This window comes from Pedococcus sp. P1_H8, assembly GCF_056405175.1.
In genome coordinates this window covers 298,458-320,231 of the sequence record NZ_JBFUCP010000007.1, presented here as the reverse complement: position 1 = coordinate 320,231, position 21,774 = coordinate 298,458, and the positions used below count along the sequence as shown (strand labels likewise).

Annotated in this window: 22 protein-coding genes; 9 read left to right on the top strand and 13 right to left on the bottom strand. The window is 72.2% G+C overall.

All coding sequences use genetic code 11. The features are described from left to right. Positions 1–38: 38 nt before the first annotated feature. Positions 39–1,193, bottom strand: coding sequence for a glycosyltransferase 87 family protein (locus tag AC1DYG_RS12515; RefSeq protein WP_477640188.1), 1,155 nt, complete (start codon positions 1,191–1,193; stop codon positions 39–41). Positions 1,194–1,338: 145 nt separating this feature from the next. Here AC1DYG_RS12515 and AC1DYG_RS12510 point away from each other — a divergent pair, with 145 nt between their 5' ends. From AC1DYG_RS12510 to AC1DYG_RS12490, 5 genes are read left to right on the top strand one after another with little or no spacing between them, the layout of a single operon-like run. Beyond that, positions 1,339–1,752, top strand: a complete 414-nt coding sequence (locus AC1DYG_RS12510) for a hypothetical protein (RefSeq protein WP_477640187.1) — start codon at positions 1,339–1,341, stop codon at positions 1,750–1,752. 5 nt (positions 1,753–1,757) lie between these two features. Next, positions 1,758–2,153, top strand: coding sequence for a hypothetical protein (locus AC1DYG_RS12505; protein WP_477640186.1), 396 nt, complete (start codon positions 1,758–1,760; stop codon positions 2,151–2,153). Then, positions 2,150–2,479 carry a hypothetical protein gene (locus AC1DYG_RS12500; protein ID WP_477640185.1) on the top strand — a complete coding sequence of 110 codons (330 nt, stop codon included), beginning with the start codon at positions 2,150–2,152 and terminating at the stop codon, positions 2,477–2,479. Before AC1DYG_RS12505 ends, AC1DYG_RS12500 begins: the two co-directional genes overlap by 4 nt. Further along, entirely contained in the window at positions 2,476–2,922 is a 447-nt protein-coding gene (locus tag AC1DYG_RS12495; protein ID WP_477640184.1) for a DCC1-like thiol-disulfide oxidoreductase family protein, read from the top strand. The genes AC1DYG_RS12500 and AC1DYG_RS12495 overlap by 4 nt, the downstream gene beginning before the upstream one ends. Continuing rightward, on the top strand, positions 2,897–3,589 hold the full coding sequence (locus AC1DYG_RS12490; protein WP_477640183.1) for a TetR/AcrR family transcriptional regulator: 693 nt from the start codon (positions 2,897–2,899) through the stop codon (positions 3,587–3,589). Before AC1DYG_RS12495 ends, AC1DYG_RS12490 begins: the two co-directional genes overlap by 26 nt. A 92-nt stretch (positions 3,590–3,681) precedes the next feature. Here the strand turns inward: AC1DYG_RS12490 and AC1DYG_RS12485 are convergent, their stop codons facing one another. Genes AC1DYG_RS12485 through AC1DYG_RS12470 form a run of 4 tightly spaced genes read right to left on the bottom strand, consistent with a single transcriptional unit; the run spans position 3,682 to position 6,975 of the window. Then, the gene (locus AC1DYG_RS12485) at positions 3,682–4,884 is read right to left on the bottom strand and encodes an SIS domain-containing protein (protein WP_477640182.1); all 1,203 of its coding nucleotides are present in this window, start codon (positions 4,882–4,884) and stop codon (positions 3,682–3,684) included. A 21-nt stretch (positions 4,885–4,905) separates the two neighbouring features. Further along, positions 4,906–5,112, bottom strand: a complete 207-nt coding sequence (locus tag AC1DYG_RS12480) for a Trm112 family protein (RefSeq protein ID WP_477640181.1) — start codon at positions 5,110–5,112, stop codon at positions 4,906–4,908. Beyond that, positions 5,112–6,554 (bottom strand): phosphomannomutase/phosphoglucomutase, encoded by a 1,443-nt coding sequence (locus AC1DYG_RS12475; protein ID WP_477640180.1) that lies wholly within the window; start codon positions 6,552–6,554, stop codon positions 5,112–5,114. The genes AC1DYG_RS12480 and AC1DYG_RS12475 overlap by 1 nt, the downstream gene beginning before the upstream one ends. A 19-nt stretch (positions 6,555–6,573) precedes the next feature. Beyond that, positions 6,574–6,975, bottom strand: coding sequence for a DUF3499 domain-containing protein (locus AC1DYG_RS12470; protein WP_477640179.1), 402 nt, complete (start codon positions 6,973–6,975; stop codon positions 6,574–6,576). Between the two features lie 60 nt (positions 6,976–7,035). On the opposite strand from AC1DYG_RS12470, the gene AC1DYG_RS12465 reads away from it, so the two are divergent. Further along, complete coding sequence (locus tag AC1DYG_RS12465; protein WP_477640178.1) at positions 7,036–7,482, top strand: metallopeptidase family protein; 447 nt, start codon at positions 7,036–7,038, stop codon at positions 7,480–7,482. Positions 7,483–7,584: 102 nt separating this feature from the next. Here AC1DYG_RS12465 and AC1DYG_RS12460 read toward each other — a convergent pair whose 3' ends face one another. From AC1DYG_RS12460 to AC1DYG_RS12450, 3 genes are read right to left on the bottom strand one after another with little or no spacing between them, the layout of a single operon-like run. Continuing rightward, complete coding sequence (locus tag AC1DYG_RS12460; RefSeq protein WP_477640177.1) at positions 7,585–9,075, bottom strand: DUF5719 family protein; 1,491 nt, start codon at positions 9,073–9,075, stop codon at positions 7,585–7,587. Beyond that, entirely contained in the window at positions 9,072–12,272 is a 3,201-nt protein-coding gene (locus AC1DYG_RS12455) for a glycosyltransferase (protein WP_477640176.1), read from the bottom strand. The genes AC1DYG_RS12460 and AC1DYG_RS12455 overlap by 4 nt, the downstream gene beginning before the upstream one ends. Before the next feature lie 30 nt (positions 12,273–12,302). Then, complete coding sequence (locus tag AC1DYG_RS12450; RefSeq protein WP_477640175.1) at positions 12,303–12,566, bottom strand: WhiB family transcriptional regulator; 264 nt, start codon at positions 12,564–12,566, stop codon at positions 12,303–12,305. Positions 12,567–12,794: 228 nt separating this feature from the next. Between AC1DYG_RS12450 and cofD the strand changes: the two genes are divergently transcribed. Together cofD and AC1DYG_RS12440 are read left to right on the top strand one after the other, a co-directional pair. Beyond that, the gene (cofD, locus tag AC1DYG_RS12445) at positions 12,795–13,769 is read left to right on the top strand and encodes a 2-phospho-L-lactate transferase (RefSeq protein WP_477640174.1); all 975 of its coding nucleotides are present in this window, start codon (positions 12,795–12,797) and stop codon (positions 13,767–13,769) included. Positions 13,770–13,771: 2 nt separating this feature from the next. Then, entirely contained in the window at positions 13,772–14,803 is a 1,032-nt protein-coding gene (locus tag AC1DYG_RS12440) for a coenzyme F420-0:L-glutamate ligase (protein WP_477640173.1), read from the top strand. A gap of 104 nt (positions 14,804–14,907) precedes the next feature. On the opposite strand, the gene AC1DYG_RS12435 is transcribed toward AC1DYG_RS12440, so the two are convergent. Continuing rightward, entirely contained in the window at positions 14,908–15,840 is a 933-nt protein-coding gene (locus tag AC1DYG_RS12435) for a DNA-3-methyladenine glycosylase family protein (protein ID WP_477640172.1), read from the bottom strand. A gap of 89 nt (positions 15,841–15,929) precedes the next feature. Here AC1DYG_RS12435 and AC1DYG_RS12430 point away from each other — a divergent pair, with 89 nt between their 5' ends. Beyond that, positions 15,930–16,631 (top strand): DUF3105 domain-containing protein, encoded by a 702-nt coding sequence (locus tag AC1DYG_RS12430; RefSeq protein ID WP_477640171.1) that lies wholly within the window; start codon positions 15,930–15,932, stop codon positions 16,629–16,631. A 74-nt stretch (positions 16,632–16,705) separates the two neighbouring features. Here the strand turns inward: AC1DYG_RS12430 and AC1DYG_RS12425 are convergent, their stop codons facing one another. The 4 genes from AC1DYG_RS12425 to AC1DYG_RS12410 form a co-directional block, all read right to left on the bottom strand. After that, a complete protein-coding gene (locus AC1DYG_RS12425; protein WP_477640170.1) occupies positions 16,706–17,512 on the bottom strand; it encodes a class I SAM-dependent methyltransferase in 807 nt (268 codons plus the stop codon). Beyond that, positions 17,509–18,546 (bottom strand): lysylphosphatidylglycerol synthase transmembrane domain-containing protein, encoded by a 1,038-nt coding sequence (locus AC1DYG_RS12420; RefSeq protein WP_477640169.1) that lies wholly within the window; start codon positions 18,544–18,546, stop codon positions 17,509–17,511. Before AC1DYG_RS12420 ends, AC1DYG_RS12425 begins: the two co-directional genes overlap by 4 nt. A gap of 42 nt (positions 18,547–18,588) precedes the next feature. After that, a complete protein-coding gene (locus AC1DYG_RS12415) occupies positions 18,589–20,511 on the bottom strand; it encodes a glycosyltransferase (protein WP_477640168.1) in 1,923 nt (640 codons plus the stop codon). Between the two features lie 61 nt (positions 20,512–20,572). Next, the gene (locus AC1DYG_RS12410; RefSeq protein ID WP_477640167.1) at positions 20,573–21,769 is read right to left on the bottom strand and encodes a glycosyltransferase family 2 protein; all 1,197 of its coding nucleotides are present in this window, start codon (positions 21,767–21,769) and stop codon (positions 20,573–20,575) included. Positions 21,770–21,774 lie beyond the last annotated feature (5 nt).

Genomic DNA, 21,774 nt, shown 5'->3' with positions numbered 1-21,774 from the left:
CGCGGCCGTCCTTCTGGCGCTGTCAGCGACCGAGGTGCTCAACCTGGCTCAATGAGGCCTGCCCGGCGCGCTCCCCGCGGCGGCAGCGCCAGCACGGCGAGGTAGACCAGGGCCAACAACACGTACGTCGAGGCGACCACCTGCTCGGCCGCGGACAGCCGAAGGGGGTCACCGTCGGCCGCCCACATCGGCGGCAGGAACATGAGGAGCACGACCACGACTGTCGCGACCCGCCAGCCCCGGCGGGCCATGACCACCAGCGCCGGCACGACCCAGACCCAGTGGTGGGTCCACGAGATCGGCGAGACGAGCAGTGCGCCGGCGGCGACGGCGGTGAGCGCGGCCAGGTGGTCCCCGGCGCGTTCGAGGCGCTGCGCTGCAAAGCCTGAGAGCACCACGACGAGTACCGCACTGACGGCGTACCAGGGCCCCGGGTCACCGTCGAGGAGCCGGACCCATGTCGCCCGCACAGACTGGTTGGTGGGCTCCAGTGCGTAGCCGCCGAACTTGTTCATCGTCGTCAGGTCGTGGAGCCAGTAGCGCGAGGACTCGGCCGGCAGGACCAGCCATGCCACGAGCACCGTGAGGGCCCCGGAGACCGCGCAGCGCGCAGCGGCCGCCCAGTCGCGGCGCACGAGAAAGTAGACGAGGAAGAAGGCGGGGGTCAGCTTGATCCCCGCGGCCAGCCCCGTGAGAACTCCCCTGAACCGCGCCGGGACGACAAAAACGTCCAGCATCACGAGGGCAGCGAGGATGAGGTTGACCTGGCCGAAGATCAGCGTGCGCTGGACGGGTTCGAGCGCCCAGGCCACGAGGAGCAGCGCCACCAGCCAGACGAGCTGGATGGGGCGCGTCCGGCCCGGGCGGGACCCTGGGCGCAGGGAGAGCTGGGCCACCACCACGAGCGCCGCGAGCGAGAGTGCCGACATCACCCACCCTGCGGCCCCGCCCAGCAGCGCCAGTGGCACGAACGCGACCGCGGCGAACGGCGGGTAGGTGAACTCCAGGCCACCGGCGGTGCTGGCGTAGGGAGTGGTGCCGTCGAGCACCGCCTGTCCGCCCCGCATGAAGACCTCGAGGTCGACGAGGTTCCACGTCGTCGGGTCGATCCACCGCAGCCAGGCGAGAACGACCGCCACCACGCCGACGATCGTCGGCAGCAACCACGCAGGGTGGCGTCGGGTGGTGGTCACGTGCGGTGACCCTAGTGCCTGGAGGTCCGCGGGGGCGGCAATTCACCCTGGCCCATGCACATACTTGAACATGTTCAAGTCGCCTGCTACCGTCGAGCCATCAACTTGAACACGTTCAAAGAACGTCTCTCATGAAGGAGTCCTCGTGGACAACGCAGTCATCGCCTACGTCCTGTACCTGCTCATCGCCATCCCGCTCACCATCTGGGTCGGCTCGACGTTGTCGCGCAACGGCCGCGTCTTCCTCGTCGACGTCTTCGACGGCAACGGTGAGCTCGCCGAGGCGGTCAACAAGCTGCTCGTCGTGGGCTTCTACCTGCTCAACCTCGGGGTCGTCGCGCTCTACCTGCGGATCGGTGACACCCTCGCGGACGCCCGCGCCATCGTCGAGGCACTGAGCGTCAAGATGGGAGTCGTCCTGCTGATGCTCGGCTTCGTGCACCTCACCAACGTCTACGTCTTCAACAAGATCCGCCGCCGTGGTCGCCTCGACGCGATGGCTGCTCCCCCGCTGCCGCCCCAGGGCTGGACCCAGCCCTTCGCTGCCCCGCAGGGCTGACGGTCGTGAGGACGGTCCGGATCGCGCTCGTCGCCGCCTCACTGTGGAGTGCGGCGCTGGTGGTGGCGGCGCTCACCGTGCCGGTCTACTCCGGGGAGTCGGAGGGCACGGACTCGACGGGCGCGACCGTCAACACCGCCACCTCCGCCACCCTCGTCGAGGAGAACGGGTGGTGGGGGCTGGTCGTGGCGGGAGTCCCGCTGGTCGCCTGCCTGGTCGTCGGGGCGTTGCTGCTCGGACCGGGCGGGCGCGCGGCCAAGGTCGCCGCCGTGGTGGTCGTGGGGCTGCTGGGCCTAGGCACCCTGCTCGCGATGCTGAGCATTGGGATCTTCGTGCTCCCGGCGACGGTGGCCCTCGTCGTCGCCGTCGCCTCGGCCGACCGCCGCCAGGTCCCGGCATGAGCCGCGCCGGCGACCCCACGACCGTGACCTGGTCCCTGCTGGGACTAGCCGTCGCGTACTCCGGCGGACTCGTCGGGCGGGCCCTGGTGGACACAGAGCTGGGCGTGCTGCTGGTCGTGGCACTGCCGGTGCTGTGCGGCGTCCTGGCGGTGGGAGCGCTGCTGCGGCACGGCCAGACGGGGTGGGCCGCCGGCATCACCGCCCTGGTGGTCCTCTGGACCGGCCTCCTCTTCCTCGCGTACTTCATCGGGCTGTTCCTCGTGCCCGTCGCCGTGCTGCTGGTCGCCGCGGTCCTCGCCCCGCCGCGTCGGTGGGACAGCGCGTGAACCGGCTGGTCGTCCTTTACGACGCGGGCTGCCCGATGTGCTCGCGGTTCCGGTCCTGGCTCGTCGAGCAACAACACCTCGTGCCGGTCGTTGCCATCCCGGCTGGCTCCAACGCCGCGCGCGAGCTTCTCCCCGAGCTCGACCACGCCGCCACCCTCCGTGAGATCACCGTCGTGGCCGACACCGGGGCGATGTGGACCGGTGCCAGCGCGTGGGTCACCTGCCTGTGGGCCACCGTCGAGCACCGCGACCTCGCCCTGCGTCTGTCCACCCCGCTCGGCCTGCCGGTTGCCCGGGCGATGGCGTATGCCGCGGCCGGGCTGCGCGCGTCCCTCACCACGACGGACGTACCCGAGCTGCGCAGTCCCGAGGCGCGCAGTCCCGGTGTCACCGAAGGGGGTGGTTACGCTGACGACTGTGACGGACTCTGCCAACCGGTCTGACCCTGCCAACCGGTCCGACCGTGGCGAGCAGACCCGCACGGCCATCGCGGCGGCGGCCCAGGAGCTCTTCCTCGAACGCGGCTACGACAAGACCACCATGCGCGCCGTCGCCGACCGGGCCGGCGTCAGCATCGGCAACGCCTACTACTACTTCGCCTCGAAGGAGCACCTGGTCCAGGCCTTCTACGACCAGATCCAGGTCGCCCACGCGTCGGCTGCGGAACAGGTCCTGGCCAGCAACGACAAGTTCGCCGACCGGCTGGGTGAGGTGCTGACCAGCTGGGTGGACGTGGCCGAGCCGTTCCACGGGTTCGCGGGCAAGTTCTTCAAGATCGCAGCCGAGCCGACCAGCCCGCTGTCACCGTTCAGCAGCGAGTCTCGCGGCGCGAGGGAGGCCAGCATCGACCTGTTCCGCCGCGTGGTGGATGGGTCGGACCTCAAGGTGCCGGCAGCCATCCGGGCGGAGCTGCCCGAGCTGCTGTGGCTGCTCCAGATGGGAGTCGTGCTGTTCTGGGTGCACGACTCGAGCGCCGGCCAGAAGCGCACCCGCGCTCTGGTGCGCCAGGTCGTCCCCCTCGTCGACAAGCTCGTCCGGCTCAGCCGGCTGCCCGGCATGCGGGGCGTGGTCGGCGACGTCGTCGCCCTGATCCGCTCGGTGCGGCCCTGAGGCGACCGGCAGGCGCCTGACCGGCCCTCGCTGGGCCCCCCGCTGGCCTCGCTGGCGCCTCGCAGGCCCCTCGCAGGCGGCTGGGGTCAGGGTCAGCCGCCGGCTCGGCCTCGCAGGTCCGCCACGTGCGGCGAGACCGCAGGATCCAGCCCCAGGCCCAGGGCAAGGTAGGTCGCCGCGAAGTCCGTGGTCGCGATCTGACCCGCAAGACGGGTCAGGGGGTGCCCCGGCTGCGCCGTCACCTCGCTGACCCGCACTCCCACCTCACGAGCCGCCGAGGTCACGGTTTCGGCCAGCGCGCGCGCCTCGTCGGCCTCTCGGGTCATCGGGTCGGGCAGGACGTCGCGCAGCATCAGCAAGGACAGCCGGGGCGCGGCCGGGCCGTCGAGGAAGGGATCGGTGAAGATGTCGTCCACCGACCCGGAGCCCTGGCCACCGCGACGGGCGGCTGCTCCACCGGAGTAGGCGGCGGTGAACGGACCGTCAAAGCAGGCGACCACCTGGGCCGCGTCGTCGGGGAGCTCGCCGGACGTCGCCGGCACCCGCGCGGTGCGGGCGAGCATCGACGTGGCACGCCCCGCGGCCACTCCGTTCAGGGGGCCGTCGCCCAGGATCACGGGGACGCCTTCGGCGAGATCGGCCGCCAGCACCTTGGCCGGGTTGACGAAGGACTCCGACGACGGACGGCAGGACTCCGCGATCTCGTCGAGGCGGTCGGCGGCCTCGGTCAGCACGCGGTCGTCGACGTCGACGATGCCCAGGCGGCCAGCACCCAGCAGCACCGGGGCGAGCAGCGACCACAGGGAGGTGCGGGAGGTGGTGCGACCGCGGCCGATGCCGATGTGGACTCCCCTCGCCTGGGCTGCGACGTCCGCCAGCGGTGAGTCGACGGCCCCGACCGTGAGCAGCGCAGCTCCTCGGCGAGCCGCCTCCGCCGCGAGCGCGAGAGGGCCAGGAGCACGCCCGGACAGGGAGACGGCGATGACGAGGTCGAGCGGGCCGACCCAGCCGGGCAACGGCAGGTTGCGCCGCACGCTGACGGGGACGGGCGAGCCCGGCTCGGCGAGCAGCTCGAGCACGTCACACACCACCGCCGACCCGCCGAGCGAGGCCACCAGGACCGACCGCGGCCGCTCGCCACCGGCCACCCGCTGGATCCCGCCCTCGGCGGACAGCTCGATCGCCTCGCGCACCTGGGCACCGGCCGTGGCCAGCCCCCTCAGGGTCTGCCGGGAGTCGAGGGTGGCCAGCGTCTCGTCGCTGTCGATCCGCGACTCGTCGAAGAACTGTGCCATCGTGGCGACCCCCGCAGTCCGTCAGACCGGCTTGCGGGCTTCGTCGACCAGCAGCACGGGCACACCGTCGTCGATGCGGTACTGCAGGCCGCATGCCGTGCCGGTGCAATGCAGCTCGGACTTGCCCTCGACAGTGGCGTCGACGAGCTCCGAACGGCAGGCCGGGCACCTCAGGATCTCCCGCAGCCACGGCTCGATCCGGACGTCATGCCCCTGTCCTTGCGACATCAGCGTTCTCCTCTCACCAGCGCGAGAACATCGTCCCGCACCTGGGTCATCGTGTCTTGGTCAGCCGCCTCGACATTGAGCCGAAGCAGGGGTTCGGTGTTGGAGGCGCGCAGGTTGAGCCACCACATCGGGGCATCGCCGGTGCCCCTGTGGGTCGCCGTGAGCCCGTCGAGCTCGTCGAACTCGGCCCCGCGCTCGGCAGCCCACTGACGCACGGTCGCGGTCGCGGCCGGCGCGTCGGTGACCGTCGAGTTGATCTCGCCGGACGCGGCATACCGGCTGTATGCCGCGGTGAGCCGGCTCAGCGGCTCACCCTGCTCTCCGAGGGCGGCGAGAACGTGCATCGCGGCGAGCATGCCCGTGTCGGCGAACCAGAAGTCGCGGAAGTAGTAGTGCGCGCTGTGCTCGCCGCCGAAGACCGCGTCCTCGCGGGCCATCTCGGCCTTGATGAAGGAGTGGCCGACCCGGGTCCGCACCCCGCGAGCGCCCTGCTCGGCGATGATCTCGGGGACCGCGGCCGAGGAGATGACGTTGTAGACGACGGCGACGTCGGCCGCGGAGGCGCCCGCCGCGACGTGCTTGGCGATCTCACGGGTGGCCACCAGGGCGGTGACCGCGCTCGGGCTCACGGCTTCGCCCCGCTCGTCGATGACGAAACAACGGTCGGCGTCGCCGTCGAACGCCAGCCCGAGGTCGGCACCGTGCTCGACCACGGCGGCCTGGAGGTCACGCAGGTTCTCGGGTTCGAGGGGGTTGGCCTCGTGGTTGGGGAAGGTGCCGTCCAGCTCGAAGTAGAGGGGGACGACCTCCAGCGGCAGCTCGGGCAGCCCGGTGCCCGTGCCGAGGACCGCAGGCACGGTGTGGCCACCCATGCCGTTGCCGGCATCGACGACGACACGGAGCCGACGACCACCGGAGAGGTCGACCAGGCCGCGCAGGAAGGCCGCGTAGTCGCCCAGGAGGTCCTGCTCGCGCACCTGTCCCGGCGTCGTGGCCGGGGGCCCGGCGCTGACGCCCGCGTCGAGCAGCTCCTGGGCCAGGGCGCTGATGTCGGCGAGGCCCGAGTCCTGACCCACGGGGCGCGCCCCCGAGCGACACAGCTTGATGCCGTTGTACTGGGCCGGGTTGTGCGACGCGGTGAACATGGCGCCCGGGAGGTCGAGGGCGCCACTGGCGTAGTAGAGGCCGTCGGTGCTGCACAGCCCGATGAGGGTCGCGTCGAGGCCGTGGGCGGTGACCCCTGCGGCGAACGCGCGGGACAGCTCGGGCGACGAGGGCCGCATGTCGTGTCCGATGACGACACCTGGTGCTCCCTCCGGCCCGATCACGGTCCGGGCGAAGGCCGCGCCGAGGGCCCACGCCACGTCGACGTTGAGCTGTTCGGGCACGAGGCCACGGACGTCGTAGGCCTTGACGAAGTCGGAGAGGACGGGCGAGGGCACGCCCGAAACCCTAGCGGTGTCAGTTGTCGCGCAGGACGCGCAGGTGCCCGCGGCGACCCGTCTCGATCGCGCCGGAGGCGTCCTCGTCGGCAGGTTGGCGCCTGCTCTGCGCGGCGGCCGGCGTCGGCCTGGGAGCCTCACCGAGTCGCGGTCGGCCAGCCTCACGCACGGCGTTGGCCAGGGCCAGCAAGTCGTCGTGTGACGGTTCGGGCTCGACGTACTCCCCCGACAGCCGCACGATCTCCCAGCCCCGGGGGGCGGTCAGGCCCTCGGCGTGGATCGCGCACAGGTCATAGGTGTGCGGTTCGGCATACGTCGCCAGGGGTCCGACCACAGCGGTCTGGTCGCCGTAGACATAGGTGAGCGTCGCGATGGCGGGCTTCGAGCACGCGGTGCGGGAACACCTCCTGGACAGACTCACGTCGCGGACTCTATGCCAGCAAGGCAAACCCCCCGGTTCGGCACGCCGTAGGCTGGTCTGGTGACTTCGACCGGCCCGCAGGCAGGGCGCTCCCGGCCGGCGCGACGGGACCGTCGCGGCCGAGGTGTCCGAGGTCCGCTGGCGTGGCCCGCCGTCCCCGCGATGGCCACCCGCCGGCAGCAGTTCGACGACCTCGTCCTCGACAGCGCTGCCCGCCTGGAGACGCGGCTGGGCACCCGCTTCCAGGACGTCGAGTTCGCCGTCGAGGACGTCCCGCCGACCGACCCCGCCCCCTGGGAGCGTGAGGGGGCGCCGCTCGCGCGGGCCTTTCCCTCGCACGGCAGGTCTCCGGCGCGGATCGTCATCTACCGCCGGCCGATCGAGGCCCGCGCCGACAACCAGCGCGAGCTCACCGCCATCGTCCAGGACGTGGTGGTGGAGCAGGTGGCGGCGCTGTTCAACCTGCCGCCCGGAGACCTCGACCCGCGCTACGACGACGGCTCCTGAGTCGGCGTCGAGCTCCTGAGGCGGCGCAGACCCTGAGCCGGCGACGGGCTGCTGAGCCGGCGTCGAGCGGCTACGGCGCTGAGCGGGTGACCCCGCGTCGAGCTAGCGGGTGACCTCGCGCAGGCCCACGGTGGTGGTGCGCAGCGCAGCGTCGTGCAAGGGGGTCGTCGTGATCAGCGTGCCCTGGGCGTCGGCCACCGTCGCGACGACACCGGCCCGCACCTGGCCCTTCCCGGACACGCGGTGCACCCACACCGAGGTCGCGCCGGTGATGTCGACGACCGCAGAGGCGTCGACCCCGAGTTCCGGACGGCGCGAGGTCTCCACTCCGGCCGCGTCGACCGTGACCACCTCGACGCCGGCGGTGTCGCCTGACGACGTCAACGAGAGCAACCGCTTGATGGGGGTGGTCGTGCCCGCAGGGTCGGCGAGCGGCATACCCGCGACGCCGGTGATCGCAGGCGTGGAGGACGTCCAAGCGAAGTCTCCGGGCTTGCCCGGGGCAGCCCGGGTCACCACGGCCGCCGCCACGACCGGCACGTCCGCTCGCACCTGGAGGCCCACGACGCCGGCCGGGAGCGCCGAGATGTCGATGTCGCGCACGGCACCCCCGTCGATCCGGATCACTCCACCGGCAGGCAACGCGCGCGGCCCCTGGGCGGTCAGCACCCGCGCCTGGACCACGGCCTCGTCGCCACCGGGCACCGCGACCCGCAGGACGGACTGCCCGTCCACGGCGACCGCCGGGATCACCTGGTCCCGCGACGGGGCAGCAGTGGGCAGCGAGTCGTCGGACCCACCCGCACGAGTGCCGTCGAGCCACAGGTCGTTGACGACCGCACCGACCACACCACCGTCGGCGACGACGTGCACCACGGGATTGGCCAGCTCGCTGTTGATGGAGTCCAGCAGGAACGCGGTGCGTCCGTGCGCCGGGACGACGATGCCCTTGCCGTTCGGGGACGAGACCGCCCCCTTGGCGCCGTACAGCGTGACGTCGACGGTGACGGCGTTGCCGCCGGGGTTGGTCAGGAGGAGGCGTTCCTGTCGTCCGGGGGCTCCCCCGCCGGCCATCATCCAGAACTCGGCACCGGGCGGCCCGCACGCGGCCGAGCCCAGCGAGCGCTGGTCGCCCGAGGGCACCAGCCAGCTCTGTGCGGCGGCGACACCGGCGGCCATGGACTGCGTTCCGGACACCAGCACGCCTTCCGCGCCGGACTGGTCACCGACCACGGTGCCACCGCGGACGGTCGCGGCCGTGCCGAGGTTCCCGCGCGGCATACGGCTGAGGCTGAGCTGACCCGGGGCGGTGGCGGGCGTGGTGCCGGTCAGGGCCCGGACCGGGGCCGCAGCCGCGGCAACCCGCACACCGACGTCGAGGTCGTCGACACCCTTGACGCCCTTGAGCTCGGGACCCGGGCACAACAGCGAGGAGCTGCGGACCGGGTTCGTGGCAGAGATGGTGGCGGTGTCCACGACTCCGGTCGACGCGAACGCGAAGGCTCCCTGGCCGTGCATGGCTGCGGCGACGATGCCGACGCCTGCGGCAGCCACGAGCGAGGTGCGGACGATGCCGCTGACGGAGAGGTTCACGGGCGCCTCCGCCTCGAGGAGCGGTTGCCGAACGGCACGGCGAGGAAGACGACCAGGAGCAGCAGGATGCCTTGGGCGTACCGCCAGATGGCGTTGGTCGGGAGAACGTCCACCGAGATCGTGGCCGGCCCCGCCGGCAGCGCGTATGCCGCGGCGTCGCCGTTGGGTGCGAGCACCTGGCCGTCGACGGTGACCCGCGCGTGCCGGACCCACTCTCCCGGCTCGGACAGCACGAGCGACGCCCCTTGCGGGACAACGGATTTCACCTCAAGCTGCGAGTGAGGACCGGAGACGGGGATGGCCTGCTCGGACGCCCGGGTCACTAGCCGGGCGCGGGACGGTGCGACTGCGTCGTCGCTCGCGCCGCCGCCTCCGGGCAGGACCCGCCAGAACAGCACGCCGTCATGCTCGCCGAGCCGACTGAGCCCGGCAGTGGCGTCGAGGGAGCGGATCCTGGGGTCGGTGGGTTCGGCGCTCAGGCCGATGAACCCGACCGCCTGGTCCGCCAGGTCGGCTGCAGGGGTGAGCGCGCCGGGCGCGGCCCCCTGCTCGAACAGCGCACTCACGGAGGCGGCAAGCGCCGCCGCCGCCGGTCGGTCTGCGGTCAGCGGGGGCAGGGTCCGGACGACATCCCCGACCTCGCGGCCGAGCAGCTCATAGGTCAGGGCATCGCCCTCGGGCCGCAGCAGCAGCATGCGGTTGCCGAGGCCGCTCTCGGCCTGGTCGATGGCCACGGCCGGGCGGGGGTCCTGCCAGGCCTGCAGCTGGTCGCCCACGGTGCGGACGGTCAGCCACCCGGAACTGAGCAGCACGGCCCCGATCAGCGCGGCTGCCACGGGCCAGCGGGCCAACGCCTGCCACCCGCCGCGCGCCCGGCTCACGGCGAGCCCATCGGCGCCCAGCAGGGCTGCGGCCACGAGCGCGAGGGTGAGGACGAGCAGGCCGACACCCGACCACGCGGTCACCGGTGCTCCGGCGTCGGGCAGGCCTTGCGGCACGACGCCGAGCTGGATCCGGGGTGCCGCGACGGCATAGGCGAGGCCGAGCAGGGCCACGGCACCGAGGACGCTCGCGGCGCGACCACGCCCGCCGGCACGCAAGAGGCCGAGGAGCCCGCCGAGGACCAACGGCGCCGAGAGCAGCACGGGGTAGGACCCGGGGCCGCCGGGGTGCAGGAGCGCGATCTGCCAGGGCTGCGCCTGGGTCGTCCCCCAGACCGACAGGCCAGGGCCGGTGAAGAGCAGCGCAGGGCGCGCGACCAGCGCGGGCACCCAGGACCCCAGCAGCAGGACCGGGCCGACGACGAGGGCCAGGCCCCGCACGCGAGCCCAGCCATGGCCGACGAGCAGGACGGTCAGCCCGGCAACGAGAACGAGGACGAGGAGAGCAGGAGCGAAGGCTCCGAGGGCGGTGGCGGCCAGGACGGTGGCGGCGGTGACCGTGGCGGTGCCGCTGCGGCGACCGGCCAGCGTCACTCCCGCGGCCACCAGCGGGAGGAGGATCGCGGCGACGATCCCGCCCACGCGACCCGAGCTCACCGCCGTGGCCAGCACGGCGGTGGTCGACCAAGCCAGGGCGGCGATGGCCCGCGGCCACCGTGAGTGCGTGACGACCCGGGCGCCGAGGTATGCCGTGAGGGTCGCCATCGGCAGGGCGAAGGTGACCAGCAGGGTCGTCACGGCGCCGACCGGCGAGGCGGGCGCACTGAGAAGAGGGAGGTGGGCCACCAGCCACGACAGACCCGACAGGATGACGAGGTGCGGGCCCTGCTCGCCGGCACTGCCGAGCCCCGCGCCGTGCCAGCCGTCGAACCAGGCGTGCCACATGGTGCTCGCGTCGGCCCGGACCCCGAGGGTCTCGCCGCCAGTCACGCCGTTGTCCAGCCGGTCGACGAAGCTGCCTCCGAGGTGACGGCTGGCCAGGGCTGCGACCACGGTCATGACCAGGGTCGCCAGCAGGCCGGGGTTCCGTGCGGCGTGGGACGCCCACGTCGCACCCAGGACGTTGAGGTCCTGGGCCTCGTCGGCGACCGGACCGGACTCGACGGCGTCGGCGCGGGCATCGGCCTGCCCGGGCTCGAGCGCGACCTGGTCGTGGATGAGGTCGGTGGTGTGTCGCAGCACGGTGCGCGAGGGGACGAACAGGCCCTGCAGGTCGCGCCGACGGACCTGTCGGGTGCCGCGTGAGCGCCACCGCGCCCCGAGCACTCGGCCCGGGGTCAGCACCGCCCCGACGTCGGCGAACTCTGCCCACGCGGCTCGGGGTCGCTTGGCCAGCAGCAGCGCGAGGGCGGCAAGGGTGCTCGACACGACGATCCAGGCCGCGAGCAGCGGCAGCGCCCACCAGGCGCACCTGGCCAGGGCCACGCGCCTGGCCTGACGACGCATCCGGGGGGTCGAGTCGCCGCGGACGACGTCGTCCAGCTCCGCCTGGGCACCGGTGCGCAGGGTCGCGCGGGGCACGACGACGACGCGGCGGCCGGACTGCTGGGCACGCCACGAGAAGTCCACATCGGCGCCGAAGTCCCCGAAGGCGCGCTCGGGGCCACCGAGCTCCTCGAGCATTCCGCGCTCCACGAGCATGCCGGTCGCCGGGATGGCCAGGACGTCGGTGCGGCGGTCGTACTGCCCCTGGTCGGGCTCACCGGAGGCCGGCGATGGAATGACCCGGCCACTGCGGGTCAGCTGCAGGCCGACCGATCGCAGCGCGCCCGGACGTGTCCAGTCGAGCAGCTTGGGGCCGGCGGCACCGACCGACGGACTACGTCGCACCGCGTCGAGCAGGCGCGCCAGCGTCATGGGGGCGGAGGCACTGTCGCAGGTGAGCACCCAGACATGGGTGGCACCGGGCGCGGAAGCGCCCTCGGCCGTCGCGGCCCGGTCGGCTTGGGCGAGGGCGAAGCGCACGGCATGGGCGAGGGAGGCTGCGCCGGGGACGGTGACGAAGGAGATCGAGTCGATGGCTTCGGCCACACCTCGGTGGGCCCGCACCGTCTCGACGGCATTGCCGTCGCGCTCGTCCCTGCCGGGGTCCACGACGATGAGGCGCTCAGGGCTGCGCGTCTGGCGCGCAAGGGAGTCGAGGGTCTCGCGGAGCGCCGAGGTCGGGCCACGGAGGACCAGAACCGCCGTCACCGTCGCGACCGCCGCAGGCGATCCTGCGGGGTCGGTCAGGCCGTGGGGCGGGGCAAGCGTCATGCGCTGGTCACGGAGTCGCCGCGCGGGCGACTAGACCGCACGCTTCTTGAGCTTGCGGCGCTCCCGCTCGGACAGCCCACCCCAGATGCCGAACCGCTCGTCGTGGGCGAGGGCGTACTCCAGGCACTCGGCCCGCACCTCACAGCCGACGCAGACCTTCTTGGCCTCACGCGTCGACCCGCCCTTCTCAGGGAAGAACGCCTCGGGATCGGTCTGGGCACAGAGCGAGCGCTCCTGCCACGACACCTCCACCTCTTCGCCACCTTCGAAGGTGACCAACTGAAGTTCCTGCACGGCTTCCTCCTCGACCCGGTTCGCCGCTGCGTGTGACCTTGCTTGGTCACAACAATGGAATTACACGCGTGTCATACGTGGTTCGTCAAGCGGAAGTCTGATATTTGCCCGATCGGATGAACCTTGATAACGCCGCTTCACAGGACGCTAGAGGTGCGCTAGAAGCCTGCGGGCCGCGACGGGGGCCCGCAGGCCCGTCTCCGGTGGCGGGCTGCAAGACTGCGGAGCATGCGCATCACGGCACTGGCCGGCGGCGTCGGAGGTGCCCGCTTCCTGCGTGGCCTCCGCGCTCACCTGGACCGCTCCCCCGGCCTCTCGGACACCGAGCTGACCATCATCGGCAACACCGGCGACGACATCAGCCTGTTCGGGCTGCGGGTCTGCCCCGACCTCGACACGCTGCTCTACACCCTGGGCGGCGGCATCCACGAGGGCCAGGGCTGGGGCCGGGCCGACGAGAGCCACCGGGTCCAGGGTGAGCTCGCGGCCTACGGTGCCGTGCCGCAGTGGTTCGCCCTCGGCGACCTCGACTTCGGGACCCACATCATCCGTTCGCAGTGGCTCGGGCAGGGGCTGTCGCTCACCGAGGTCACGGCGCGCCTGGCGGCCCGATGGGGCCTCCCAGACCAGCGGATCACCCTGTTGCCGATGAGCGACTCACCCGTGGAGACGCACGTCGTCGTCGAGGACGAGGAGGGTCAGCGCGCCATCCACTTCCAGGAGTGGTGGGTTCGTCACCAGGCCTCGATCCCGGCGCAGCGGTTCCAGGCCGTGGGCATGGACCGTGCGACTGCGGCACCGGGCGTTCTCGACGCCATCCGGACCGCGGATGTCGTGCTCCTCCCTCCGAGCAACCCCGTGGTCTCGATCGGCATCATCCTGGGCGTGCCCGGGGTGCGAGATGCGTTGCGGGGCAGCGCAGCCCCCGTCGTCGGCGTCTCACCGCTCATCGGAGGTATGCCGGTGCGCGGCCACGCGGACGCGTGCCTCCGGGCCATCGGGGTGGAGTCCACAGCCGCGGCCGTCGCCGGGCTGTACGAGGACTTCCTCGACGGATGGCTGGTGTCAGCGGAGGACGAGGCGTCCGTGCGCCTGCCACGGGCCACGGTGCGCAGTCGGCCGCTGCTCATGACCGACGCCGACGCGGCGGCCGACATCGCTGGCGCCGCACTGGAACTCGCTCTCGAGCTCAAGGACGCCTGACCGTGTCGGTGTCGCTCATCCCCCTGACGGGGATGCCCGAGGTGGCGGCGGGCGACGTCCTGGTCACCCTCCTGCTCGACGCAGCGGCCTCGGTCGACGTCTCGCTGGTGGACGGCGACGTGCTGGTCGTCTCCAGCAAGGTCGTCTCCAAATCCCTTGGCCTGTGGGCAGATTCGGCCGACAGGAGTGCCGCCGTGGTGAGCCAGACGGTCAGGGTGGTCGCCGAGCGCATGTCCGACGACCGGATCACCCGCATCGTGCAGTCGACGGCGGGTCCGATCATGGCTGCGGCCGGAGTGGACACCTCCAACACGGGGAGTCGCGACGACGTGCTGCTCCTCCCTGCCGACCCCGACGCAGAGGCGGAGCACCTGCGGGTGGCCCTGCTCGCGGCGACCGGGCTGCGGCGTCTGGGGGTGGTCCTGAGTGACACGGCCGGACGGCCCTGGCGGTTCGGGCAGACGGACTTCGCCCTGGGGGCTGCGGGAGTGGCGGTCGTCGACGACCTGAGGGGATCTGTCGACGCCGACGGCAAACCGCTGTCGGTCACGGCGAGGGCTCTCGCCGACGAGCTGGCCGCCGCGGCCGACCTCGTGAAGGGCAAGGCGGACGCGATCCCGGCCGCCGTCATCCGCGGCACCGATCTGGCCCTCGACCGACGGGGAGCCGGGGCGCGGGCGCTGGTCCGAGTCGGCCGGGAGGACTGGTTCGACCACGGGCGCGCCGAGTCCATCCGCGCTGCCCTCGGCACCGCCCCGGGCAGCCCCGAGGCGATCGAGGACGGGATCGCGGCTATCGGCCCCGAGGACGTGGGGTCGCGACTGCGCCGGGCGGTGGCGGTGGCCCTGCGCGGAGCCCCCGATGCCGGCGTGGACGTCGGTGGTGACGTGGTCCACGTCAGTGCGCCCACGGCATACCAGCTGGGGGTGGCGGTGAGCCGCCTGCAGGTCGCGCTGTGGGGCGAGGGGCTGGCGACCGCGGTGCCCGATGAGGTGGACGGGCTGGACGTGCGGCTCGAGGTGCACCCCCGCTGACCGCACCCGCCTCATCTCCGACGTGTTGCCGGCTGGTGGTCACGGAGAGGTCGAATCGGGGCCGCGGTGACCACGAGCGAGCAACAGGTCCGGGGTGCTGAGGTCTAGCGCCGGGTGGGCAGGTGGGTGCGCGGCGCCATCCGCGGGCCGCGTCGTGGCCGGCTTGCCCCGGACAGCTCGAGGAGGTGCTGCACCCGGTAGCGGTGGCCACGGTAGGGCTCGAGCAGCTCGGCCAGCACGTCGTCGTCGCGCACCTCGCCCAGCAGCGCCCAGGTGAGGTCCTTGGCCACGTGGTAGTCGCCGAAGCTCACCGCGTCGGGGTCGCCGAGGGCGCGCTGGGCCACCTCGGCGGCCGTCCACACCCCCACGCCGGGCACCGACCGCAGGCGTCGGCGGGCCTCGATGAGCGGCAGCGAGGCGCTCTCCTCCAACCGGCCGGCCACCCGGGCAGCCCGCACCACCGTCGCCGACCGGGCGCCGTCGACCGACGCGGCCAACCACTCCCACGAGGGAATACCGGCCCACTCCTGGGCCGTCGGCGCCACCCAGAGCTGCCGCTGCTCCCCCGGCCCCGGCGCTCGTGAGCCGAACCGGTGGACGAGCCTGCGGTAGCCACCGAAGGCCTCCTGCCCGGTGACCTTCTGTTCGATCGCCGCCGGCACCAAGGCGTGCATCACCAGCCCCGACCGCGGCACGTGCCAGGCGGCATACCTCTTCCACGCCCTCGCCACCTGCGGGTGGTGCGCCACGAAATCGCTGTCGTCGTCGCCGTCACCGAGGAGGGCAGGCACCTGGTCGAGGGCCCACTGCGCGCCCTCCCCCCAAGCCGTCGCGACCACCTCACCGATCTCGCTGCGCTGCACGAGCCGCAACGTCGCCGGCCCCGAGGGCGTGGGAAGGCCGAGCCACCAGCCGTCACCGCGGTCGGACTGGAACGTCGGATCTGCGCCCCCACGACGGAATGCCGAGACGATCAGGCCGACCGCAGTCGGGCGCCCGGGCTGCCAGACACGCGTCGTCTCGGCCGTCGGGGACATGCCGTCAGTGTTGCGCGTAGTGGTGACAGAGTCCGCAGGCGGGCCACGTAGACTCTGCGCGTCCCGACCCCGAACCACCCGAGGAACCCGTGGCAAACAAGCGCGTGAGCCAGGACCGCAAGGCCCGACTGGCCGAGATCCAGAACCAGCAGAAGGCGAAGGAACGCAAGGTCGTCGCCGGCATCGTCGTCGGCTGCTTCGTCCTGCTCGCGGGTCTCACCGGCGTTGTCCTCTATGCGATCAACGACGCCAAGGCCAAGCAGCTGCCCCACCTCGGCGCCTCCGTTGCGGCGGCCAAGTGCGACGCGGTCACGACGGATGCCTCGACCGGTTCGGGCGAGCACGTGGGGCCCGGCACCCAGAAGCCCGACCAGACCTCGGTGACGTACTCCACCGTCCCGCCGAGCAACGGCCCCCACTTCGTCAGCCCCGACGTCAGCGGCCGTGACTTCTACACCGCGACCGACCGTCCCGTCCTCGAGACCCTGGTCCACAACCTCGAGCACGGCTACACGATCCTCTGGTACGACGGCGCCAAGGTGAAGGACACCACGCTCCTCAAGGACATCGCGGACCAGGCCAACAAGCTCCCCGAGACCAGCGGCAAGTTCAAGGTCGTCGAGTGGGATGCCAACCGCGGCGCCTTCCCCGCGGACAAGCCGTACGCCCTCGCCCACTGGGCCAAGGACGCCGGTCACCGCCAGCTCTGCGGCGACGTCTCCGGCCAGGTCATCGTCGACTTCGTCAAGAAGTACCCCAAGACCGACACCCAGGAGCCCGGCGCGGCCTGACCGCGAGGTTTCCGAACCGACCACCAGCACGAGGTAGGCCGCCCGCTCGCCTGAGCAGGCGGCATACCTGTGTCTCAGCCGAGGTGGACGGGGCTGACCCGCAGCGCAGGGCCCGAGGGGGAGGCGTCCTTGAAGGCCGCCCAGATGTACGTCGGTGCCATCGGCGCCGCCCGCTCCAACACGGGGGCGGGCACGCGCGACACCCACTGCGGGATCTGGTCGGTCCCGGCGAAGGCCTTGCTGTCCGCGAGCACCGGGAGCGTGTAGTCCCAGACGTCGAAGGCGCCGAAGAGCCGCCGCAGCCCGGCCCGGGAGTAGTAGTGCTCGTAGTAGTGCTCCCCCCGTCCGGTGAGCCGCATGTAGCGGTCGGCCGCCGCCTGTGGCAGCCAGGACAGGAAGGGGAGCTTGTAGTGCGGTTCGATGACCTGGTGTCGGTGACCGATGCCGAGGTAGAGGACTCCGGTGGGGCTGAGCACCCGGTGGATGTCGGCGACGACGGACTCGGGGTCGACCACGTGCTCGTAGATGTGGTTGAACACCACCACGTCCATCGAGCCGTCCTCGAAGGGCAGGGCCTCCCCGCGGGCGAGGCTGAACTCGACCCGCTCGCCGAAACGCTCACGGGCGGCCACGAGTCCGGGCTCGTCGATGTCGACGCCCGTCGTGTGCGCGCCCGCCAGGGCGAGCTCGTCCGCGATGAAACCCGCGGAGCAGCCGACGTCGAGGGCACGCAGACCAGCCAGGTCCTCGCGGCCCAGGGCGTGCCGGACGACGGCCAGGATCTTCTGGGCCTTCTGCCGCCTCTTGCGCTCGTCGAGCATGGCGTCCATGAGCTCGGAGTAGGCGAGCTGCTCCTCGCGTCCGGTGGGCTCGCCGCTCATGGTCGGGCCTGCCTCGGGCCGGGCGCCTGCTCCCCGGGAGCACCGTCGCTGGCAACCTCGCCCACGGAGTCGACGACGATGTGGTCGTGCTCGCGTTCCTGGGCCGAGGTCAGGAGGTGGTGCGACCGTGCGTAGGCCCAGCCGAGGAGGGCGAAGAGGACGTCGGCCGCCACGGTGAGGAACCTCGAGATCACCACGACCGCCGTCGCCGCGGAGGTCGAGGTGACCGGCGCGAGGATGAGCACCAGCACCCCCTCGCGGACACCCACACCGGCGGGCAGGATGACGCTGAACATCGCCAGCGACGACGCGAGCGCGAAGCCGGACAGCGTCGCGAGCAGCAGCTGGCCGCTCTCGTAGTCGGTGCTCGTGGCCCGTGCGAGGACGAGCACGTGCAGGCCGGAGCACAACCACGCGCCGATGAGCAGCAGCGTCGCCGACAGCACGGCGCGACCTGAGAGCTCGCGCTCCAGGGGCTCGCGACGCAGGATCTTCAGGACTGTCGCGATGGCCCAGTTGAGCAGCCGGGGCCACAGCACGACGGCCAGCAGCGGCATGGCGAGCAGGACCATCCAGCCAGTCGCCGCCGACGAGTCGTCGCGCGTGATGAGCAGGGGCAGGGCCGGCACGCCGACGATGAGCCCGCAGATCGCGGCGATCGCGACCGTCACGAACGCCACCACGGCCGACCGGCGGCGAGGGATGTGCAGCCTCGCCCCGATCTCGGCCTGCGCGACGATGCTCCACACGGCACCGGGAACGTACTTCCCGAGCTGGCCGACGAAGAACACGCCGCCGGCAGGCGCGACATGCAGCGGCGACCCGAGATCGGCCAGCAGGATGCGCCACGCGAGCACGGTGAGCAGCGGGGGCAGGCAGACCAGCACCGCCGCGAGCGCGAAGGACCCCGCGTCGATCCGGTCGATGTCGGCCGACACGGCTCGCCAGTTGCGCGCGACGGCGATCGACACCGCCGCGACCACGAGCAGGGCCAACAGGCTCCGCAGCAGGGTGAAGACGCGGGATCGGGTCATCGTGGGCTCTCCGTCAGGTCAGCGTCTCCGAAGGTCGGCATCTCAGCGTCTCCGCAGGGTCAGACGGAGCAGCCCGTATGCCGCGTCGGTGCGCGTGGAGGTGTCCGACGCCATCCGGATGCGCCCCGCGATGTCGCCGTCCAGGTCGCCCACCAGGACGAACCCGAAGTCGTGGGAACGGGCCAGGACCGCGCGGACGTCGGCGGGACCCAGGGCACCCTCGGCTCCGGGGTGGCCGATGGGCAGGGTCACGCAGAGCAACCCGCCGGACTTCAGCGCCCACGACGCCTGGCTCATCGCCTCGTCGATGTCGTCGGCGTCGCATCCGCCAGGGTGCAACCGCACGATGACGTCGAGCGACGCGGTGTCGACGTCGAGCACCTCCACCGAGGACCGACGGCCGGTGAGCTCCAGCTCGACCGGCACGAACCCGATGGCGCGGGCCCACTTGGACAGTGGGGAGCGGCTGCCCGACTCGTCGACGATGACGGCGCTGCGCCGGCCGTCGTCGCGGACCCGGACGATGGCAGCGAGCGCCCCCAGGGCTGCCCAGGCCGCGAGCGCGTCGCTGCAGCGAGGGAGTCCGAGGCTGCGGGCGAAGGCTTTCGCCTCGTCGGCGTCGTGGCCGTCGGCGAGGATGTCGGACGCGTGGATCCATTCGGGCAGGTCGCCACGGCCGAGCTCCACCTCGGGCCGCGAGGCGGCGATGACGGTCCGTGCGGCGCTCGCCGCCCGGTGCCTCAGGTGCCCGACGACGGCAGCCGCGCCGGAGGGCCCGGCTCCCGACTCGGCCCCGGGCTCATCAGCCTCGGCGGCGGGCTCGACGGCGGCGAGGGCCTCGATCGTCCCGACGTACCGCGCCCAGGGCCCGGACAGGTCGGGCGGACGGACCTGGGCGCGCAGCCGGTCCGTGCAGCCGGGTTCCGCGMGGCGCTGCAGCGCCTCGACGAGCGCCTGCTTGTCTCCGGGCGGCACCAGGAGCCCGTCGACGCCGTCTCGCACCTGGCCGCCGAACGTGCCGACGTCGGAGGCCAGGACCGGAAGTCCGTGGTGCTGGCCGAGCAAGGCGTTCTGTGAGGCCGTGGCACTGCGATAGGTCAGCGCCAGGACGTCGTGGGTCGCGAGCAGCGGCGCCAACCGGTCGGCCGGCACATAGCCGCCGTGGACCTCGACCCGGTCGCGCAGCCGAGGATCCTGGGCCAGCTCCTTGACCCGCTCGCCGCTGGATCCCCACATCTCACCGGCCACGGTCAGGGTCGGGCCGGGCACCTCCGCGAGCGCCTCCATCAGCAGGTCGACACCCTTGTAGTCGCGCACGATCCCCAGTGCCAACAGGCGCGGCGGGCCGTCGTGGGCCACGCGCTCCACGGGTGCGCCGCCGGGCAGGTGAGGGGGGAGGTCGGTGACCGAGACGCGGGGGGCGCCGAGCTCGTAGGCGATCCTGGCTTGCGAATCGCTGTGCACGAGAACGGAGTCCACGCGTTCGAAGAAGCGCTGCATCAGCTCGCGGTCGCCCAGGTGCGTCTCGTGTGGCAGCACGTTGTGGGCGATGACGACGCTGCGGGGCCCCGCGTGGGCGACCCCCCGCTGGGCGTTGCGACGACCGACGCCGGCCGCCCGGAGCAGTGCCAGGTGGGCCGGGACGACGGCCGGGATGACGTGCACCACGACCACGACGTCGAAGCCGCGCAGCCGGCGACCGGTGCGTACCCAGGTGTCCGGGCGGGCCCAGCTCAGGGCGCGGACCGTGCGGGGAAAGGGTTCGACGTCGGGAGCGCCGCCCGGGACGGCCTGCTCACCGGGATAGAGCTTGGACGGGTAGAGGTGCGACCAGGACACCAGCGTGACGTCGTGACCGGCCTCGGCCAGCTCGTGCGCCAGGCTCGTCGTGTGGGACGCGACCCCGCCCTTGTAGGGATGGGTCGGCCCCACGACCGCGACCCTGAGCGCGGCGTTGGGCGTCACCTGACACGCGCCTGAAGGCGCCCCGGCAGCTGCCCCGGCCACGCGGCATACCGGAGCCTGCTCACACGCCCGTCCGGGAACGCACGACGAGGTCGGACAGCAACGCCAGCGAGCCGATCATGATGCCGCTGACGATGAGCAGCACCGTGCTCGCCGGGAAGTAGAACGGGTGTCGCACCATGTCCACGACGCCCTTGAGCAGCCCGATGACGATGAGCCACAGGGCCGGCGGCATGAGCACCTTGAGCGGGTCGAAGTACATGACCATGCGCAGCACCTGGAGGATGTAGCGGTAGGCGTCGCGGACGAAGTGGAACTTGCTGACGCCCGCGCGCTTGGCATAGCTCGTGGGCACGTACTTGATGTCGTGCTGGTTGCTCAGGAACGCCAGCGTGATCGTGGTGACGCAGCTGAATCCCGGTGGCAGCAGACGCAGGTAGGGCAGCGACACCTCGCGCCGGAACGCCCGCAGCCCGCTGTTGAGGTCGGGGATGGTCTGGTTGGTGAGCTTCTCGGCGATCTTGCGGATCAACCACTTCGCCGGGACGCGGGCCCACTTGTGGGTGCCCTCCTCGGTGGTCCGGGCGCCCACGACCTGGTCGTAGGAGTCGTCGTCGCGCAGGATCCGGACCAGCTCGGGGATGCGCTCGTTCTCGTAGGTCATGTCGGCGTCGGTCCACACCACGATCTCGCCATGGGCCTGCTGGGTGCCGATCCGGCGGGCGGTGCCACTGCCGCCGTTGCGGCGGAACGGCATCACGCGCAGGTTGGCATAGTCGCGGCTGGCCTGCTGGAGCACCTCGAGGGTGTCGTCGGTGGAGGCGTCGTCGATGCAGAGCACCTCGTAGGTGAACTCGCTGGCGTTCATCGCCTCGGTGATCCGGTCGATCTCCTTGAGGACGTGCGCCGCCTCGTTGAAGCACGGCAGGACGATGGTGACGAACGGCTTGCCGTGGCCGGGTTGGCCGGGGAGTGGGGCGGCGCTGGGCGCGACCGCCGGCAGGTATGCCGCGTCAGCCGGGTGCACGGACGCCTCACCCACCGGGGTGGTTGGGGCCGCCTGCTGACCGGTGCTCATCATCTCGGTCGCGGGAGCAATGACCTGCTGCGGCGCGACGGACACACGCTCCGTGGCGCTGGGGCTCGGCTCGGGCGCGACGGGAAAGCGCTCAGTGACGGGGCTGTCCGTCTGCCGGGGGTCGGTGGGAATGCGCTCCGTGGCGGGGGCGGCTGGACCGGTGCTGGGGTGCTCATTCATCTCGC

What these genes read in the sequence shown, in the direction of transcription:
- AC1DYG_RS12500 (WP_477640185.1), top strand. Translation starts at nt 2,150, where the DNA reads ATGAGCCGCGCCGGCGACCCCACGACCGTGACCTGGTCCCTGCTGGGA.
- AC1DYG_RS12485 (WP_477640182.1), bottom strand. Translation starts at nt 4,884, where the DNA reads ATGGCACAGTTCTTCGACGAGTCGCGGATCGACAGCGACGAGACGCTG.
- AC1DYG_RS12480 (WP_477640181.1), bottom strand. Translation starts at nt 5,112, where the DNA reads ATGTCGCAAGGACAGGGGCATGACGTCCGGATCGAGCCGTGGCTGCGG.
- AC1DYG_RS12455 (WP_477640176.1), bottom strand. Translation starts at nt 12,272, where the DNA reads ATGACGCTTGCCCCGCCCCACGGCCTGACCGACCCCGCAGGATCGCCT.
- cofD (WP_477640174.1), top strand. Translation starts at nt 12,795, where the DNA reads ATGCGCATCACGGCACTGGCCGGCGGCGTCGGAGGTGCCCGCTTCCTG.
- AC1DYG_RS12435 (WP_477640172.1), bottom strand. Translation starts at nt 15,840, where the DNA reads ATGTCCCCGACGGCCGAGACGACGCGTGTCTGGCAGCCCGGGCGCCCG.
- AC1DYG_RS12425 (WP_477640170.1), bottom strand. Translation starts at nt 17,512, where the DNA reads ATGAGCGGCGAGCCCACCGGACGCGAGGAGCAGCTCGCCTACTCCGAG.
- AC1DYG_RS12420 (WP_477640169.1), bottom strand. Translation starts at nt 18,546, where the DNA reads ATGACCCGATCCCGCGTCTTCACCCTGCTGCGGAGCCTGTTGGCCCTG.
- AC1DYG_RS12410 (WP_477640167.1), bottom strand. Translation starts at nt 21,769, where the DNA reads ATGAATGAGCACCCCAGCACCGGTCCAGCCGCCCCCGCCACGGAGCGC.